This window comes from Castellaniella sp. FW104-7C03 (genome assembly GCF_040276085.1).
GTDB lineage: Bacteria > Pseudomonadota > Gammaproteobacteria > Burkholderiales > Burkholderiaceae_B > Castellaniella.
In genome coordinates, this window is sequence record NZ_JBELOK010000007.1 from 151,739 (window position 1) to 167,922 (window position 16,184).

Below are 16,184 nucleotides of genomic sequence, written 5' to 3' on the forward strand. Positions count from 1 at the left end.
CTAATCATGTGTGGAATCGTCGGTGTGGTGGGGCAGGGCCCCGTCAATCAATTGATCTATGACAGCTTGCTGCTCTTGCAGCATCGTGGACAGGACGCGGCCGGTATTGCCACGGCACACGAGCAATTTTTCAGTATGCACAAGGCCCATGGCCTGGTGCGTGATGTGTTTCGCACGCGCAATATGCGGGCCCTGCCAGGCAATAGTGGCCTTGGGCAAGTGCGCTATCCCACGGCCGGCTCCAGTGCGAGTGTCGATGAAGCACAACCGTTTTACGTCAATGCGCCCTTTGGGATCACGTTTGTTCATAACGGCAATCTCACCAATTGGCGTGAGCTGCGCGAGGCGCTGTTCAAGCATGATCGGCGGCATATCAATACAAATTCCGATTCTGAAGTCTTGCTTAATGTGCTGGCCCATGAACTCCAGCAAGCCTCCAATGGGGGCACACTGGATGCCAATGCCGTGTTTCAGGCGGTCCAGGCTGTCCATCGGCGAGCAAAAGGGGCGTATGCGGTCATCGCCCGGATCAGCAGCTTTGGTCTGGTGGCGTTTCGTGATCCCCACGGCATTCGTCCCCTGTGCCTGGGCCGTCATGATACCGAGACTGGTACAGAGTGGATGTTGGCCTCAGAATCCGTCGCACTCACAGGTACGGGATTTACGTTGGTTCGCGATATCGAACCCGGCGAGGCCATTGTCATTACCGAAGAAGGTGAAGTCAGCCAGCAGCAGTGCGCCGAGCCAGGCCAGGAGCAAACGCCGTGCGTGTTCGAGTACGTGTATTTTGCACGCCCTGATTCCGTCATGGACGGGATCTCAATTTACGATGCGCGTCTGCAAATGGGTGAATATCTGGCTGATAACGTAGCCAAATCGTTGCGTCTGGGTGATATCGACGTCGTGATGCCTATTCCGGATTCCTCCCGTCCGTCTGCGATGCAGCTGGCGTCCCATCTGGGGCTCAATTATCGTGAAGGCTTTATCAAAAACCGCTATATAGGGCGTACTTTTATCATGCCAGGGCAGGCGGTGCGCAAAAAATCAGTGCGGCAGAAACTCAGCGCAATCGATCTTGAATTTCGGGGCAAAAACGTGTTGTTGGTGGATGACTCCATCGTGCGGGGCACGACCAGCCGCGAAATTGTGGAGATGGCCCGGACTGCTGGCGCCAACAAGGTGTATTTTGCGTCGGCAGCCCCCGCGGTAAGGTTTCCCAATGTTTATGGCATCGACATGCCCACGCAGGCCGAGCTCATTGCCACAGGCAGGGATACCTTACAGATTTCCCAGGAGATTGGTGCGGATGGCCTAGTGTATCAAGAGCTTGCCGATCTCGAGCAGTCGCTGCGCGACCTTAATCCGGCACTCAAGGAATTTGAATCCTCGTGCTTTAACGGCCGCTATGTGACGGGCGATATTGATGACGCTTATCTCGAACGCCTGCGTTTGGGCCGTGGTCAGCCGATTCAGTCGGGAGCAATGGCAGCGGCGCCCGAAGACGCCTGATCCGATAACGGTGGTTAGCCTTGTCGAGGCCGCCTAGAGGCGAGAACCGACAAGGCTAGTGCGGCACACACAATAAACAGGATCAAACCCCATATAGAGTATTCGATCCCCAAAAGCTCTACCCGAGCGTCGGCACAACTGGCGTAAATGCCAAACAGCCAGGGGACAGCAGCATCCAGGCCAGAGCCTGCAATAAAGCGGTCGGCAAACGTTTGTGCGCACGAAAACGAGTTGGATGCGACGCTATATTGGTACCATGCGGCCACTACGCCGCAGATTGACAAAATCGTGGCAATGGCGGCACCCAGGCGCAGCACAATTACCTTGCCCCATCCCGTGCCGGCCAAGCCGCACACTGCTGCAATGGCCAGCAAAATCAGCCGCTGCAGTACACACCAGGCACAAGGTGCCATCCCGAACATATGTTGTGAAACCAGGGCAATTCCCACTGCACTCAGGCACAGCCCTGCGATGGTTCTGAGAATTCGGTCAGATTGGGTAAGATTCATGGCCAAGTAAGGGTGGTTCATCGGAATTGAAAGCGGGGCGTGATACTGCACCGTCTTGAGCATCTATGGAGAGTACTGCAAAAATATGGCGCTCGAACTGTCGTTGCCCGCGCGGCTGCGCCAGAACAGCGCCTTGCAGGATGAAAATATCTTCAACGCGGTCGCCCAGCGTCATGATCTTGGCCATCTTCAGGTTGATATTGTGGTGGGTAAACACGCTGGCAAGATCGTACAGCAAGCCGATACGGTCTGCGGCGGTAATCGACAGCCGCCAGTTGCCGCCTTGCTCGTCTGCCTGCAGGCTGATAGTGGGCAGGATGGGAAACACCCTCGAACGCCGCGATCCACGCCGAAGCGTGGATGCCGGCGTCTGGGTGGCATGTGGGTTGCCAAGAGCCGCCAGCAGCTCGTGCTCTACCAAGGTGGCATGCGAGCGGTAATCGCGGTCTGCATCCGGTAGGAGCACGATAAAACTGTCCAGTGCCCACCCTTGCCGGGTAGTGTGAATCCGGGCGTCCTGGATGCTCAAGCCGTGCTGGTCGAAATATCGGCAGATATCCATGAAGAGGTCGTCGCGGTCTGGCGCGTAGGCCAATACTTGCAAGGCTTCGCTTTGGCCCAGGACGCGCGCACGGACAACTGGATTGGGACCCTGAAAACAATGGTACAGATGCCGGGTGTGCCAGGCGATTTCGTTTGAATCGTGCCGTAAAAAATATGCAACATCAAGCTGTGACCAAAATGCATCTCGGCTTTCGTCCCTAAGCCCCATGCGCCGGATTTCTGTGGTGGCGGCATCCTTGCGCAAGGCTAGAATCGTGCCTGTGTCGGGCCGGGCACCTCCCAGGGCAGCCAGTGCCTGGTGATATAAATCATCCAGCAGCTTGCCTTTCCAGGCATTCCAGACCTTTGGACTGGTGCCGCGGATATCCGCCACCGTCAGCAAATAAAGCGCGGCCAGCCTGCGTTGCGTGCCTACCCGTGTGGCGAATTCGTGAATAACGCGCGGATCGCTGAGATCGCGCTTTTGTGCAACCTGAGACAGTGTCAGGTGTTCCCGCACCAGAAACTCGAGCAACGCGGTTTGCTCGCGGTCGAGCATATGCTGGTGTGCGAAGCGGCGCACTTCGGCGGCGCCCAGTTGTGAGTGGTCGCCACCACGACCCTTGGCGATGTCATGAAACAATGCGGCAATATACAAAAGCCAGTGCTCGTCCAGGTCTGCAATCAGCTGACTGGCCAGCGGGTGCTCCTGGGCGTGCTCAGGCATGGTAAACCGGCGCAGGTTGCGGATCACCATCAGGATATGTTGATCTACGGTGTACGCATGAAACAGATCGTGCTGCATCTGGCCGACGATGCGCCTGAATACCGGCAAATAGCGCGGCAGGATGTTCCACATCGTCATGTCCCGCAAGGCATGCACGATCCCTCGCGGCTGCTGAAGAATCTGTAAAAACTGCTTGCGGTTGACCGGGTTTTTGCGAAACTGCGCGTCGATCTGGTGTCGCGCATGCCAGATGGCGCGAAGGGTGCCTGCCGCCATGCCTTGCAGTTCGGGGTGCTGCTGCATGACCAAAAATACGCGCAGCAGCAGTGCCGGGTTGCGTTCGAAGGCGTCCGGGCGACAGAGTGCCAGCCGGGTTCTGTGAATAAAAAAATCGTCATCCAGCGAGATGCTGACGGCGTGGGGCTGCGGGAAAAGATGCTCTTCAAAGCTTTGCATCAACAGCCTGTTTACCTGGCTGACGACACGTGCAGCCCAGTAGTACCGTTGCATCAACAGTTCACTGGCGCGCCGGTGGGCCTGATCTTTAAAGCCGTAGATTTGAGCCAGGCGGGGCTGCAAATCAAACAATACGCGATCTTCCCGGCGTCCCGTCAGCAGATGAAGTTCGATGCGCAAGCGTTTGAAAGCCAGCTCGGCTCGGTGCAGCGAGCGAAACTCCGAGGAGGTCAGGAGATCTGTCTGTGCAACCGCTTTCCAGTGGTCTCCCAAGCCGGATGCACGGGCCAGCCACAGCAGCACTTGCAGGTCTCTCAATCCACCGGGAGACTCTTTGCAGTTGGGTTCGAGTGCGTAGGGGGTTTCCTGGTGGCGGGCATGACGCTGCTGCATCTCTGTCTGCTTGGCCAGGTAGAAGTTGCGCGGATTCAGGTCAGATTGCATCTGATCCCGAAATCGCTGAAATAGTTTCCGGCTGCCGGCAAGCCACCTTGCCTCGAGCAGGGCCGTCTGGACCGTGATGTCGGCCGCGGCTTCATCGCGGCATTGCGACAGTGTTCTGACGCTGTGACCGGGCTCCAGGCCAATATCCCATAAGGCTGCAATCAGGGCCTCAACCCGTTCGCAATCGCCTGCGTTGGGCAAATGATCAAGCAGGATCAGGATATCGAGGTCGGACCCCGGATAGAGCTCACCACGACCGTATCCTCCCACCGCCGCCACGCAGGCCCCAACCGGGGCGGGGTGGGTCTTGAGCAGTTGTCGCACCAGATCATCTGCAATGCGCCTGAGCGCCGTGAGCAGGGTGTCGGGGCGCAAATGCTGGCGATAGGCGGCGATGGCCTTGGCACGGCGCTCGTGCAGCTCGGTGCGCAGTGCCTGCAGCGCACCGGGCGCTTGCGTCATCATGCAGACGCGGTCGCCGCCTTGACGAATGCCGGCGGCTGAGGCATCCCCGGAGAAACAGTCAGTACTTCGTAGCCGGTGTCGGTTACCAGGATACTGTGTTCCCATTGTGCGGACAGGCTGTGGTCGCGGGTAACCACTGTCCATTGGTCGGCCAAAGTGCGGATTTCACGACGGCCAGCATTGATCATGGGCTCTATGGTGAAGATCATGCCGGGTTCAAGACGCGTGCCGGTGCCTGGTTTGCCATAGTGGAGTACTTGCGGATCCTGGTGAAAGCGCTGCCCAACGCCGTGGCCGCAGTATTCGCGTACCACCGAAAACCCGGCGGCTTCTGCATGTTTCTGGATGGCATGACCAATATCGCCCAATGTGGCGCCGGGGCGCACTTGTTCGATACCCAGCCACATGCACTCGAAGGTGGTTTCAGTCAGGCGCTTGGCCAGGATGGAGGGTTCGCCCACGTAATACATGCGGCTGGTGTCGCCAAACCAGCCGTCCTTGATGATGGTGATGTCCATGTTAAGGATATCGCCGTTTTTGAGTACCTTGTCGCCCGGGATGCCGTGACAAATAACATGATTGACCGAGATGCAGATGGATGCGGGGTAGGGGGGGTAGCCCGGTGGCGCATAGCCCACAGTGGCAGACTCTACATGCAGTACGTCGGTCAGGTATGCCATACACAGACGCTCAAGCTCGCCGGTGGTGACACCTGGCTGAACATGAGGTTCCAGGTAATCAAGAATGCTGGCAGCGTCCTTGCAGGCTGCGCGCATCTGATCGAGTTCTTTTGGGTCTGTGATAAGTGGGATCATGGGGTGTACTTGCTGAAAACAAAGGAAGAATAGTAGAATTATAGGCTTCGCGTTACTTAGTAGCCTTTTGTCTGCGGATAAGATATTTGCAGGCGGGTTTGCAAATAAAATTGCGTTTTTCGGCAGCTATGCAGGTTTGGCCATGTGTTGGCACAACATTGGCAGGCGCTGGTAGCAGTACAAAAACGCACAGCCTGTAACGCGAAAATAGCGTGCAGGGCCAACCATGGGTGTCTTGGGGCATAAACAACATCTTAGCCCCGGATACTGGCTCTGTACAAGACGAAACCCTTTGGAGAACTCTATGAGCCTCATGCGTGAAATGCTGGAAGCTGGTGTGCACTTTGGTCACCAGACCCGTTACTGGAATCCCAAAATGGCCGAATACATTTTCGGCCAACGCAACAAGATTCACATCGTCAACCTCGAGCGCACCGTCGAAAAATACCTCGAAGCCACTCAGTTTGTGCGTCAGGTCGCTGCCCGTGGCGGCAATGTGCTGTTTGTTGGCACCAAGCGCTCCGCTCGCGAGATCCTCGCCGCTGAAGCCCAGCGTTGCGGCATGCCTTATGTCGACAGCCGCTGGCTGGGTGGCATGATGACCAACTTCAAGACGGTCAAAACGTCCATCAAGCGCCTGAAAGACATGGAAGCCCTGCAAGCTGAAGGCGCCACCGAACACATGAGCAAAAAAGAAGCCCTGATGTTCGAACGCGAGCTGGCTAAGCTGAACAAGTCGATCGGCGGCATCAAGGACATGAACACCTTGCCCGAAGCGCTGTTTGTGATTGACGTCGGCTATCACAAGATTGCCGTTGCCGAAGCCCGCACCCTGGGTATTCCCGTTGTCGGCGTGGTGGATACCAATCACTCCCCCGAAGGTATCGATTACATCATTCCCGGTAACGACGACTCATCCAAAGCCATTGCGTTGTATGCACGTGGTATGGCGGATACGGTGTTGGCTGGCCGCGAGCAAAGCGTCAACGGCCTGGTCGAAGAACTGGCAGAAGGCGAAGAATTCATCGAGGTTGAGCAAGAACACCACGAGGAATAATTCCTCGCATCCGTTTGCTTTACCGGCCGGGGTGGTCTGACGCCACCCCGATCCGCCCGATACCGGCACAGGCCGGTATCCGCATTGATCGAACAGGAGAATCGAATGGCTCAAATTACTGCCGCCATGGTTAAAGAACTGCGCGAGAAAACCGACGCGCCCATGATGGAGTGCAAAAAAGCGCTCACTGAGGCCGATGGCGATCTGGCTCGCGCCGAAGAATTACTGCGCGTGAAACTGGGCAGCAAGGCATCCAAAGCAGCCAGCCGCATTACTGCAGAGGGCCTGGTCGGCCTGCATATTGCAGCGGATGGCAAAGCCGGTGCACTGGTCGAAGTCAACTGCGAAACCGACTTCGTTGCCAAGAACAACGACTTCGTCGCCTTCGTCAATGATCTCGCCCGCCTTGTAACCGAACAAAACCCGGCTGATGTGGCTGCCCTGAGCCAATGTGCCCTGGGTGAAGGCACGGTCGAAACCACCCGGGCCGCACTGATCGGCAAGATCGGTGAAAACATGTCCGTTCGTCGCTTCCAGCGCTTCGAGACAGTAGATGCGCTCAACAGCTACGTGCATGGCGGCCGGATCGGCGTGCTGGTGGATTTCGCCGGCTCCGACGAAGTCGGCAAAGACCTGGCCATGCACATTGCAGCTACCAAGCCGCGTGCGTTGGACGCTGGTGGGGTAGATCCCGCCCTGATCGCCGCCGAACGCTCCGTCGCAGCGCAAAAGGCAGCCGAGTCCGGCAAGCCTGCCGAGATCGTCACTAAAATGGTTGAAGGCTCTGTGCAGAAGTTCCTCAAAGAGGTCACGCTGCTGTCTCAGCCTTTTGTCAAAAATGATAAGCAGTCTGTCGAGCAGATGCTCAAGGAAAAAGGCGCCCGAATCAATCGCTATGCCCTGTTTGTGGTGGGTGAAGGGATTGAAAAGAAATCAGAAGACTTCGCTGCCGAAGTCGCTGCTGCCGCCAGCGGTTCCTGATTTTCTCTGATTCAGGTACGATGGCATCGCGCCTTGTGCGCGGTGCCGTTGCACGTCCGCTTAAAACCCTTTCTTCCGTTTCGTCCTTCCAGGAACCTGGTGCATGTCAAATCCAGCCTACAAGCGCATCCTTCTGAAACTCTCGGGTGAGGCGCTGATGGGGGGTGATCCCTTTGGTATCAACCGCGCAACCATCCTTCGCATGACCGAGGAAATCCACGGTATTGTGTCTTTGGGTGTGCAACTGGCGGTGGTGATCGGCGGCGGAAATATTTTCCGTGGTGTAGCCCCGGGTGCCCAGGGTATGGATCGCGCAACCGCCGACTACATGGGGATGCTGGCCACCGTCATGAACGCCCTGGCTTTGCAGGATGCGCTTAAAAACCATGGTGTGGATGCCAGGGTGCAGTCGGCTCTCAATATTGATCAAGTGGTCGAGCGTTACATTCGGCCCAAGGCACTGCGTTACCTCGAAGAAGGCAAGGTAGTGATTTTTGCCGCAGGCACGGGTAACCCGTTCTTTACCACAGATACAGCAGCTGCCTTGCGCGGTGCCGAAATCGGCGCCGAAGTGGTGCTCAAGGCCACCAAGGTGGATGGCATCTATAGTGCCGATCCCAATAAAGACCCCAGCGCCACCCGGTACTCGCGCATCAGTTTCGATGAAGCCATTGTGCGCCGACTCGAAGTCATGGATGCCACCGCATTTGCCTTGTGTCGCGACCAAAAATTACCTATCAAGGTATTTTCGATCAACAAACCAGGTGCCTTGCGTCGCGTCGTATGCGGCGAAGATGAAGGCACTCTGGTGCAGGTATAGGAATCCTCATGAGCCTTTCCGATATACGTCGTTCTACTGAAGAACGCATGGGCAAGTCCATCGAAACCCTGAAAGCCAGCCTGGGCAAGATTCGCACAGGCCGTGCGCACGCGGGTATTCTGGATCACATTCAGGTCGAGTACTATGGCTCTCCGGTGCCTATCAGTCAGGTGGCTAACGTCACCGTCATTGATGCGCGTACGCTGAGCGTGCAGGTATGGGAGAAAACCATGGCTGCCACGGTCGATAAGGCGATTCGCGAATCTGATCTTGGCCTCAATCCCATTGCGATGGGCGACAATATCCGGGTACCAATGCCTGCACTCACCGAAGAACGCCGCCGGGACCTCACCAAAGTGGTTCGCAGCGAAGGCGAGGACACCAAGGTTGCGATTCGCAACTTGCGCAGGGATGCCAACGATACGTTTAAAAGGCTGGTCAAAGACAAAGAAATCTCCGAGGACGACGAACGCCGTGGCCAGGATGACATTCAGAAGCTCACCGACCGCTATGTGGCTGATATTGACAAGCTCGTCTCCCAAAAGGAAGCCGAGATCATGACCGTCTGATTGTCGATCATCTCTGTTTTCGCGGCATGAACCCACTCAGCTCGACTTGCTCGATCCCTGTCACCGGAGAGACGCCCCGTCATGTCGCCATCATTATGGACGGTAACGGGCGCTGGGCAACCCAGCGCTGTTTGCCCCGCACGGCAGGGCATGTCCGTGGTGTTCAGGCAGTAAGGCGCGCTGTCGAAGCCTGCGGCCGGCGTGGGGTCGAGTACCTCACCTTATTTGCGTTCAGCTCCGAAAACTGGCGGCGTCCGGCACAAGAAGTCACATTGCTGATGCGCTTGTTTGTCCGCACCCTCGAAAAAGAAGTCGACAAGCTGATCGCACAGGGCGTGCGCTTGCGCATTGTCGGAGACCTCAGTGCTTTTGATGCAAAATTACAAGGACTGATCCGCGAGGCTGAAGCAAAAACGGCGGATCAATCTGCTTTGACCCTCACCATCGCCGCCAATTATGGTGGGCGTTGGGATATTCTTCAGGCAACGCGCGCCTTGCTGGAGGCTCATCCAGAACTTCAACAACATCCTGAGCTGCTCGACGAAGCAGCTATCAGCGAGCGGCTGGCTATGGCGTACGCCCCTGAGCCAGACCTTTTTATCCGTACGGGTGGTGAGCAACGCATTTCCAATTTTCTGATCTGGCAGCTGGCGTACACTGAACTCTATTTCACAAACTGCTATTGGCCTGATTTCGGTGCCAACGAGATCGAGCAGGCTTTTATCTGGTATCGCCAGCGAGAGCGGCGCTTCGGCCGAACCAGCGAGCAGTTGCACGAAGCACACTGAGGGTACCCATGCTACGTCAAAGAATCCTCACGGCGATTGTGCTTTTACTGATTGTCGTTGCGGCTGTCAGTGCCTCAACGCCTTGGCCGATGCTGGCACTGCTCGCAATCATGTCAGCGTGCGCCGTTTGGGAGTGGTGGCGCCTGGTGTGGTCGCATACACTGGCGCGCAACGGCGCTGTTGTGGTGTTTGTTTGCGTCCTGGGGGTATTGTCACGCCTGCTGGTGGATGCGCATCCGCAAACGTTGTGGGCCTTTCAGTCGATTGTTTTACCTTTGGCCGTGTTCTTTTGGCTGATTCCCGTGCCTCTGATGGTAGTTCGCGCACAGGTGCCCAAGCGTTGTCCCACTGCAGGCCTGATCGCGGCAGGTGCCTTGACACTGCTCGCGATGTGGTTCGCTCTGGCATGGATTTTTTTACAGTATGGTGCCTCTGCTCTGATCAGCTTGTGGGCGCTGATCTGGTGCGCCGACATCGCGGCCTATTTTGTAGGTCGCCAGTTCGGGCGTCATAAGCTGGCGCCTGATGTCAGTCCGGGCAAAACGCGCGAAGGTGCTTTTGGCGGGATTCTGGTGGCAACGATCTGGCTGGTAGCAACCGCCATTTGGTGGCCTGGCAGCTACGGTGCGCTGGTGTTGGCGCAGTGGGGGCCCGCGGGCCTGGTGCTGACGGGTGTCCTGCTGTCTGCCTGGTCAATCCTCGGTGATCTGTTCGAGTCTTTGCTCAAACGGCGTGCCGGGGTCAAGGATTCCAGCCAACTGTTGCCGGGGCACGGCGGGGTGTACGATCGGATTGACGCGGTCTTGCCTGTGGCGCCGGCAGCCATTCTCTTATTGTTGATTGGATAAGCTCATGCCTGTCGTGCAACGTGTGTGTGTGTTGGGGTCAACAGGCTCCATCGGGGTGAATACGCTGGATGTCATCGCCCGACACCCGGATCGCTTATCTGTCTACGCCCTAAGCGCCCACAGCCGGATTGATGAACTGGCTGCGCAGGCCCTGCAACATGCGCCCCGGGTGGTGATCGTGCCTGATGCGCATGCGCGTCAACGTTTTATCGACATCTGGCCGGCAGGGCGGACGTGTCCTGAAATCCGTGTCGGGGCGCAAGCACTGGCAGATACTGCCGCAGACACCGAAGTCACTGCCGTGATGGCAGCAATCGTCGGCGCAGCGGGTTTGCCTGGGGCGCTTGCTGCGGCACGGGCTGGCAAGCGGGTATTGCTGGCCAACAAAGAGGCACTGGTGGCGGCAGGTTCTCTTTTCATGCAGGCTGTCCGGACAGCAGGTGCAGAGCTGCTTCCCATCGACAGCGAGCACAACGCGATTTTTCAGTGCCTGCCGCAAACCGCTGATCGCGTCAGGGCGCCTTTTCGGCCTGCCGAGGGTGTGCGCCGCCTGCTTCTGACAGCATCGGGCGGGCCTTTTCGCTGTACCGCCATCGAACAACTCGAGCACGTCACGCCAGAGCAGGCATGCGCACATCCCAATTGGCGGATGGGACGCAAGATCTCGGTAGACTCCGCCACCATGCTGAATAAAGGCCTTGAGGTCATCGAGGCACATTGGTTGTTTGCCATGCCGATGGATCGCATCCAGGTGGTGGTACACCCGCAAAGCGTGGTGCACTCGATGGTCGAATACATCGACGGATCCATTTTGGCGCAGTTGGGGCAACCCGATATGCGCACCCCGATTGCCTTCGGTCTGGGGTTCCCCGAGCGTATCGAAAGCGGCGTAGGGTTGCTCGAGCTGGCACGCCTGGGGCATCTCGATTTTGAAAAACCGGATCTGCTCCGTTTTCCGTGTTTGCGCTTGTCCCTGGCTGCCTTGAAGCAAGGGCAGGAAGCCTGCATTACTCTTAACGCCGCTAACGAAATCGCCGTCGATGGCTTTTTGCGTGGACAGATCCGGTATACGCAGATTCCTGCGATCATCGAGCATTGTCTGGATGCTGCTGCCGGCAGCCAGCAAAAAGCGTTAGGCTCACTGGACGACGTTCTTCATCTGGATGCCCACACAAGACGGCTGGCAACCGATTTTTGTCGGGCAAGTTGCTGATATCTGTTTTTTGGACGCCGCATAGTGCTGACGTTGTTTGCTTTTGTTTTTGCCCTGGGCCTGCTGGTCACCTTTCACGAACTGGGTCATTATTGGGTAGCCCGCCGTTGCGGCGTACGCATTTTGCGTTTTTCGGTGGGCTTCGGTCCCGTTTTGTTGCGTCGCCTTGATCGCCATGGCACCGAGTGGGCCCTGTCTGCGATTCCACTGGGTGGCTACGTCAAGATGCTGGATGATGCGCCTGATGGCGCCGATGCGGCTACCCGCCAGGCCGCCTTCAATCAACAACCCTGGATTCGCCGGGTAGCGGTTGTGGCTGCCGGGCCATTGGCCAATTTGCTCTTGGCGGTAGTGATTTATGCCGTATTGGGCTTGATAGGCACACAAGAACCCATTGCCCGTCTGTCGGCGCCACCCGCAGGGTCGCCGGCCGCTGTGGCCGGAATACAGTCCGGGGATACCATCCGGGCGGTCGATGGTCAGCCGGTGGCTTCGTGGGTACAGGCGCGCTGGCAGTTGCTTCAGCCGCTTACCTCTGGTGGGCGTGCCAGCCTTTTGGTGCAAGGGGATAACGGCCAGAGTCGTCAGGTGTCCCTTGAGGTTCAGGCGCATGATTTTCGCCCTGATACAGAAGATCCCTTGCATCAGGTCGGCTTGGTGCTGCAGCCGCCCCAGTTGCAGATTGGTTCGCTGACGCCGGAGGGCAGTGCCCAGCAGGCAGGCCTTTTGCCCGGAGACATCATTTTGGCTGCCGGCACCGTAGTACAACCCTCTGCCCAGGCGTTCGTCCAATTGGTGCAGGCTCACGCACAAACTCCCATCAAGCTTCAAGTACAACGAGGTGCCACCGTACTGGATGTCAGCGTGACGCCGGCGCAGGCACTGGATGAGGGCCAGCCGGTTGGGCGTATTGGTGCCATGCTCACCGGGCACAGGGACACGGTTCTGGTGCGTCTGGGCCCGCTGGACAGCCTTTTGTCTGGCGTGCAGCGAACCTGGGATACCAGCATATTTACGCTCCGGATGATGGGCCGCATGGTGGTTGGGGCGGCCTCCTGGCGTAATATCAGCGGGCCTGTCACGATTGCCGAGTACGCGGGCCAGAGTGCACGGATCGGGGTGGATGCTTATTTGCGGTTTCTGGCACTGATCAGCATCAGCATCGGGATTCTCAATCTGCTGCCGATTCCAATGCTGGATGGCGGGCATTTGTTGTTTTATCTGATCGAGGCATTGCGTGGTGGTCGGCCGGTGTCCGACCGCGTTCGAGAGGTGAGTGTGCGCGTAGGCTTGAGTCTCGTGCTGGGTCTCACATTTCTTGCCTTATTTAATGATTTTTCGCGGCTTTTCAGTTGATCGGGTTGTGACTTACAATCCTGCATCACTTGCCCCTGTCCACGTCACGGCCGAAAAAGGATTGCCAGGATGTCGTCTCTCCGGAACACTCGTTTGATCAAGCGCGCCATTCCCATGGTGCTTGCCTTGTTGCTGGCACCTGCGGTGGCGGATGCGTTTACGCCGTTTGTTGTGCGCGACATTCAGGTGCAGGGCATCGAGCGCGTCGATCCGGGCACTATTTTCACCTATCTGCCCGTTAAAGTTGGTCAGACCTTCACCGAAGAAGAAGCCGCCACTGCCATTCAAAAATTGTATGGCACGGGGTTTTTCAGCGATGTCAAAATCGATTCTCGCGGTGATGTGCTGGTTGTGTCTGTCAAAGAGCGGCCCACGATTGCATCCGTCAGTTTCAATGGCATGCGCGAGTTCGACGCCAAGGCGCTGAACAAATCCTTGTCCCAGGTGGGTTTTGGCCAAGGGCGGGTGTTTGATCAGGCCATGCTGGATCGTGCCGTATTCGAGCTCAAACAGCAGTATTTGTCCAAGGGCAAATATGGGGTGCAGATCAACCCCGTGATTACGCCGCTGCCGCGTAATCGTGTTGGGGTCAGCTTCGACATCTTCGAAGGCGGCGTGGCCACCATCGAAAAAATCGAATTCATTGGTAACGATACGTTTTCGGCCGGCACCCTCGAAGACGAAATGGAGCTCACCACGGGTGGCTTCATGACCTGGTATACCGGTACCAACAAGTACTCCCGCGAGAAGCTTGAGGGTGATGTCGAGCGCATCCGCTCTTATTATCTGGATCGTGGCTACCTCGAGTTCTCGATGGAGCCCCCACAGGTAACAATTTCACCAGATCGCAAGAACATCTTCATCACGATGACGCTTCACGAGGGCGAGCCCTACACCTTGGGCGAGGTCGACCTCGCCGGTGATCTGCTGGGCCTCGAGGACAAGCTTCAGCCACTGGTCACGGTCAAACAGGGTGAAACCTTTTCAGCCGAAAAAACCAACACGGTGGCCAAATCCATCACCGATTATCTGGGTTCTTTGGGCTATGCCTTTGCCAACGTAAACCCAAGCCCCGTGCTGGATCGTGACACGCACGTTGCCAAGCTTACCTTTTACGTGGATCCGGGCCGCCGGGTGTACGTGCGCCGCATCAACGTCGGTGGCAATACCCGTACCAGAGACGAAGTTGTGCGCCGCGAAATGCGCCAACAAGAGGCCGCCTGGTACGACTCCTCCAGCATCAAGACTTCCAAAGACCGGGTGGATCGCCTGGGGTACTTCAGCGAGGTCGATGTTAAAACCGACCCGGTACCAGGCTCGCCTGATCAAGTCGATGTCAATGTCAATGTCAAAGAAAAACCCACCGGGATGATCAATCTGGGGGTGGGGTACGGCTCTACTGACAAACTGTTGTTGTCGGCCGGCATCAGCCAGGACAACGTGTTTGGCAGTGGCAATTCTCTGTCACTCAATGTCAACACCAGTAAGACCAACCGCGCCGCGGTGATTTCTCATACCAATCCATACTGGACACAAGACGGCATCAGCAAGACAACGTCCTTGTACTATCGCCGTACGACACCATACGATGTCTCGGATAGTGGGTCTCTGGGTTGGTATTCTGTCGAGTCCATGGGCTTGGGGCTTAACTTTGGGGTGCCCATCTCCGAAGTCGATCGCGTCTTTGCCGGCTTTACCTTCGAGCGCAACTCGCTCAGGGATGTCCGCGGTTGCGTCGGGCCAAGCACTCTGGATGGTTGCGGAGTTACCAATCCGGCGCCGCTGGCTTACCAAAATTTTGTCAGCGAGTACGGTGAAACCACCAATGCCGGCATCTTCAGCCTGGGATGGGCCAAGGATACCCGGGACAGCGCACTGGCTCCCCATAAGGGCAGCTACACCCGCCTGTCCACCGATTTCTCCACCATGGATCTGCGCTATTACAAGTTGTCGGGGCAGCAGCAATACTACTTGCCTCTCGGGCGTGCGTTTACCCTGGCGCTTAACGGCCAGGTGGATTGGGCAAAAACGTATGGCAGCGGTAAAGCCTTCCCGGTCATCAAAAACATGTATGCCGGCGGGATAGGGTCTGTGCGTGGCTACGAGGGTGCCTCTCTGGGGCCACGCGACGCCCTCACGGATACCTATCTGGGCGGCTCGCGTCGTATCGTCGGTAATGTGCAGTTGTATCTGCCTTTCCCCGGTGCCTCTCGCGATCGCACGCTGCGCTGGTTCGTGTTCTCTGATGTTGGCCAGATCACTACAACCGATGGCTCGGATTGCGCCCAGGGCCGTTATGGGCAAGTGGCAGACCCCTGCGGCTGGAAATACTCGGCTGGTTTGGGTTTGTCCTGGGAGTCGCCCCTAGGACCGCTGCAGTTATCGTTTGGCCGGGCCCTCAACGCCAAAGAAGGCGACCAAAAACAAGTCTTCCAATTCCAGATCGGTACGGGTTTCTGATTCTGGCCATTTAATGGCACAATTGTCTTTTTTTATCGCAGCCTTTTTGGCAGGTGGTTCTTTGATCATGATTCTTTCAGGCTTGAACGTTTCAATTTCGGCGCGACGCGCCGTCTCCAGGCAACTGGCCTTTGCGGCGGCAGCCGTAATTGCACTGGGGGCTGTGTTCGTGTCTCCTGCGTATGCGCAGAGCACTAAAATCGGTTTTGTCAGCACCGAGCGCATTTTGCGTGATTCCAAGCCGGCCAAGGCAGCTCAAGCCAAAATCGAAGCCGAGTTCAAAAAGCGCGATCAGGCTCTCCAGAAACTTGCGGATGATCTTCGTGCCCAGGCTCAGAAACTCGACAAAGACGCACCTGTGCTGTCAGAGTCTGATCGTGTCAAACGCCAACGGCACTTGCAGGATCTGGATTCCGACCTTCAACGCAAGCGTCGTGAGTTCCAGGAAGACTTCAACCGTCGCCGCAACGAAGAATTTTCCGCCATCGTCGAAAAAGCCGATGCAGCCATCAAAAAAATCGCGGAAGATCAAAACTACGACCTAATCATCCAGGATGCCGTCACGGTCAGTCCCAAGGTGGACATCACCGATCAGGTCATCAAGGTTCTGGGCGGTTAATCCCC

The 16,184-nt window shown here is 57.1% G+C and carries 13 protein-coding genes and 1 pseudogene; 11 read left to right on the forward strand and 3 right to left on the reverse strand.

Annotated features, from left to right (window positions below; genetic code table 11):
• Window positions 1–6 precede the first annotated feature (6 nt).
• Window positions 7–1,509 carry an amidophosphoribosyltransferase gene (gene purF / locus ABS758_RS10125; RefSeq protein WP_350382365.1) on the forward strand — a complete coding sequence of 501 codons (1,503 nt, stop codon included), beginning with the start codon at window positions 7–9 and terminating at the stop codon, window positions 1,507–1,509.
• A 14-nt stretch (window positions 1,510–1,523) separates the two neighbouring features.
• Here purF and ABS758_RS10130 read toward each other — a convergent pair whose 3' ends face one another.
• The 3 genes and pseudogenes from ABS758_RS10130 to map form a co-directional block, all read right to left on the reverse strand.
• Window positions 1,524–2,018, reverse strand: coding sequence for a disulfide bond formation protein B (locus ABS758_RS10130; RefSeq protein ID WP_350382364.1), 495 nt, complete (start codon window positions 2,016–2,018; stop codon window positions 1,524–1,526).
• 61 nt (window positions 2,019–2,079) lie between these two features.
• Window positions 2,080–4,653: pseudogene (locus ABS758_RS10135) on the reverse strand ([protein-PII] uridylyltransferase); the annotation flags it as partial.
• The gene (gene map, locus ABS758_RS10140) at window positions 4,650–5,465 is read right to left on the reverse strand and encodes a type I methionyl aminopeptidase (RefSeq protein ID WP_350382569.1); all 816 of its coding nucleotides are present in this window, start codon (window positions 5,463–5,465) and stop codon (window positions 4,650–4,652) included. The gene map and the pseudogene ABS758_RS10135, both read right to left, overlap by 4 nt.
• Window positions 5,466–5,772: 307 nt before the next feature.
• Between map and rpsB the strand changes: the two genes are divergently transcribed.
• The 10 genes from rpsB to ABS758_RS10190 all read left to right on the forward strand — a co-directional run bounded on the left by rpsB (window position 5,773) and on the right by ABS758_RS10190 (window position 16,179).
• Window positions 5,773–6,525: a 30S ribosomal protein S2 gene (gene rpsB, locus ABS758_RS10145; protein ID WP_350382363.1), complete on the forward strand. Its 753-nt coding sequence runs from the start codon at window positions 5,773–5,775 to the stop codon at window positions 6,523–6,525.
• Between the two features lie 105 nt (window positions 6,526–6,630).
• Window positions 6,631–7,506: a translation elongation factor Ts gene (tsf, locus tag ABS758_RS10150; RefSeq protein ID WP_350382361.1), complete on the forward strand. Its 876-nt coding sequence runs from the start codon at window positions 6,631–6,633 to the stop codon at window positions 7,504–7,506.
• A 103-nt stretch (window positions 7,507–7,609) separates the two neighbouring features.
• Entirely contained in the window at window positions 7,610–8,326 is a 717-nt protein-coding gene (gene pyrH / locus ABS758_RS10155; RefSeq protein ID WP_350382360.1) for a UMP kinase, read from the forward strand.
• Window positions 8,327–8,334: 8 nt separating this feature from the next.
• Window positions 8,335–8,895 (forward strand): ribosome recycling factor, encoded by a 561-nt coding sequence (frr, locus tag ABS758_RS10160; RefSeq protein ID WP_350382358.1) that lies wholly within the window; start codon window positions 8,335–8,337, stop codon window positions 8,893–8,895.
• A 26-nt stretch (window positions 8,896–8,921) separates the two neighbouring features.
• Entirely contained in the window at window positions 8,922–9,683 is a 762-nt protein-coding gene (uppS, locus tag ABS758_RS10165; protein ID WP_350382357.1) for a polyprenyl diphosphate synthase, read from the forward strand.
• Between the two features lie 8 nt (window positions 9,684–9,691).
• A complete protein-coding gene (locus ABS758_RS10170) occupies window positions 9,692–10,531 on the forward strand; it encodes a phosphatidate cytidylyltransferase (RefSeq protein ID WP_350382356.1) in 840 nt (279 codons plus the stop codon).
• A 4-nt stretch (window positions 10,532–10,535) separates the two neighbouring features.
• A complete protein-coding gene (locus ABS758_RS10175; RefSeq protein ID WP_350382355.1) occupies window positions 10,536–11,744 on the forward strand; it encodes a 1-deoxy-D-xylulose-5-phosphate reductoisomerase in 1,209 nt (402 codons plus the stop codon).
• 21 nt (window positions 11,745–11,765) lie between these two features.
• Window positions 11,766–13,100, forward strand: coding sequence for an RIP metalloprotease RseP (rseP, locus tag ABS758_RS10180; protein WP_350382568.1), 1,335 nt, complete (start codon window positions 11,766–11,768; stop codon window positions 13,098–13,100).
• 69 nt (window positions 13,101–13,169) lie between these two features.
• Window positions 13,170–15,560, forward strand: a complete 2,391-nt coding sequence (gene bamA, locus ABS758_RS10185; protein WP_350382354.1) for an outer membrane protein assembly factor BamA — start codon at window positions 13,170–13,172, stop codon at window positions 15,558–15,560.
• A gap of 67 nt (window positions 15,561–15,627) precedes the next feature.
• Window positions 15,628–16,179, forward strand: coding sequence for an OmpH/Skp family outer membrane protein (locus ABS758_RS10190; RefSeq protein ID WP_417277107.1), 552 nt, complete (start codon window positions 15,628–15,630; stop codon window positions 16,177–16,179).
• The last annotated feature ends 5 nt before the right edge of the window (window positions 16,180–16,184 follow it).

Coding starts and splice junctions, on each gene's coding strand:
- purF (WP_350382365.1), top strand. CDS start 7: ATGTGTGGAATCGTCGGTGTGGTGGGGCAGGGCCCCGTCAATCAATTG.
- ABS758_RS10130 (WP_350382364.1), bottom strand. CDS start 2,018: ATGAATCTTACCCAATCTGACCGAATTCTCAGAACCATCGCAGGGCTG.
- rpsB (WP_350382363.1), top strand. CDS start 5,773: ATGAGCCTCATGCGTGAAATGCTGGAAGCTGGTGTGCACTTTGGTCAC.
- tsf (WP_350382361.1), top strand. CDS start 6,631: ATGGCTCAAATTACTGCCGCCATGGTTAAAGAACTGCGCGAGAAAACC.
- pyrH (WP_350382360.1), top strand. CDS start 7,610: ATGTCAAATCCAGCCTACAAGCGCATCCTTCTGAAACTCTCGGGTGAG.
- frr (WP_350382358.1), top strand. CDS start 8,335: ATGAGCCTTTCCGATATACGTCGTTCTACTGAAGAACGCATGGGCAAG.
- uppS (WP_350382357.1), top strand. CDS start 8,922: ATGAACCCACTCAGCTCGACTTGCTCGATCCCTGTCACCGGAGAGACG.
- ABS758_RS10170 (WP_350382356.1), top strand. CDS start 9,692: ATGCTACGTCAAAGAATCCTCACGGCGATTGTGCTTTTACTGATTGTC.
- ABS758_RS10175 (WP_350382355.1), top strand. CDS start 10,536: ATGCCTGTCGTGCAACGTGTGTGTGTGTTGGGGTCAACAGGCTCCATC.
- bamA (WP_350382354.1), top strand. CDS start 13,170: ATGTCGTCTCTCCGGAACACTCGTTTGATCAAGCGCGCCATTCCCATG.
- ABS758_RS10190 (WP_417277107.1), top strand. CDS start 15,628: ATGATTCTTTCAGGCTTGAACGTTTCAATTTCGGCGCGACGCGCCGTC.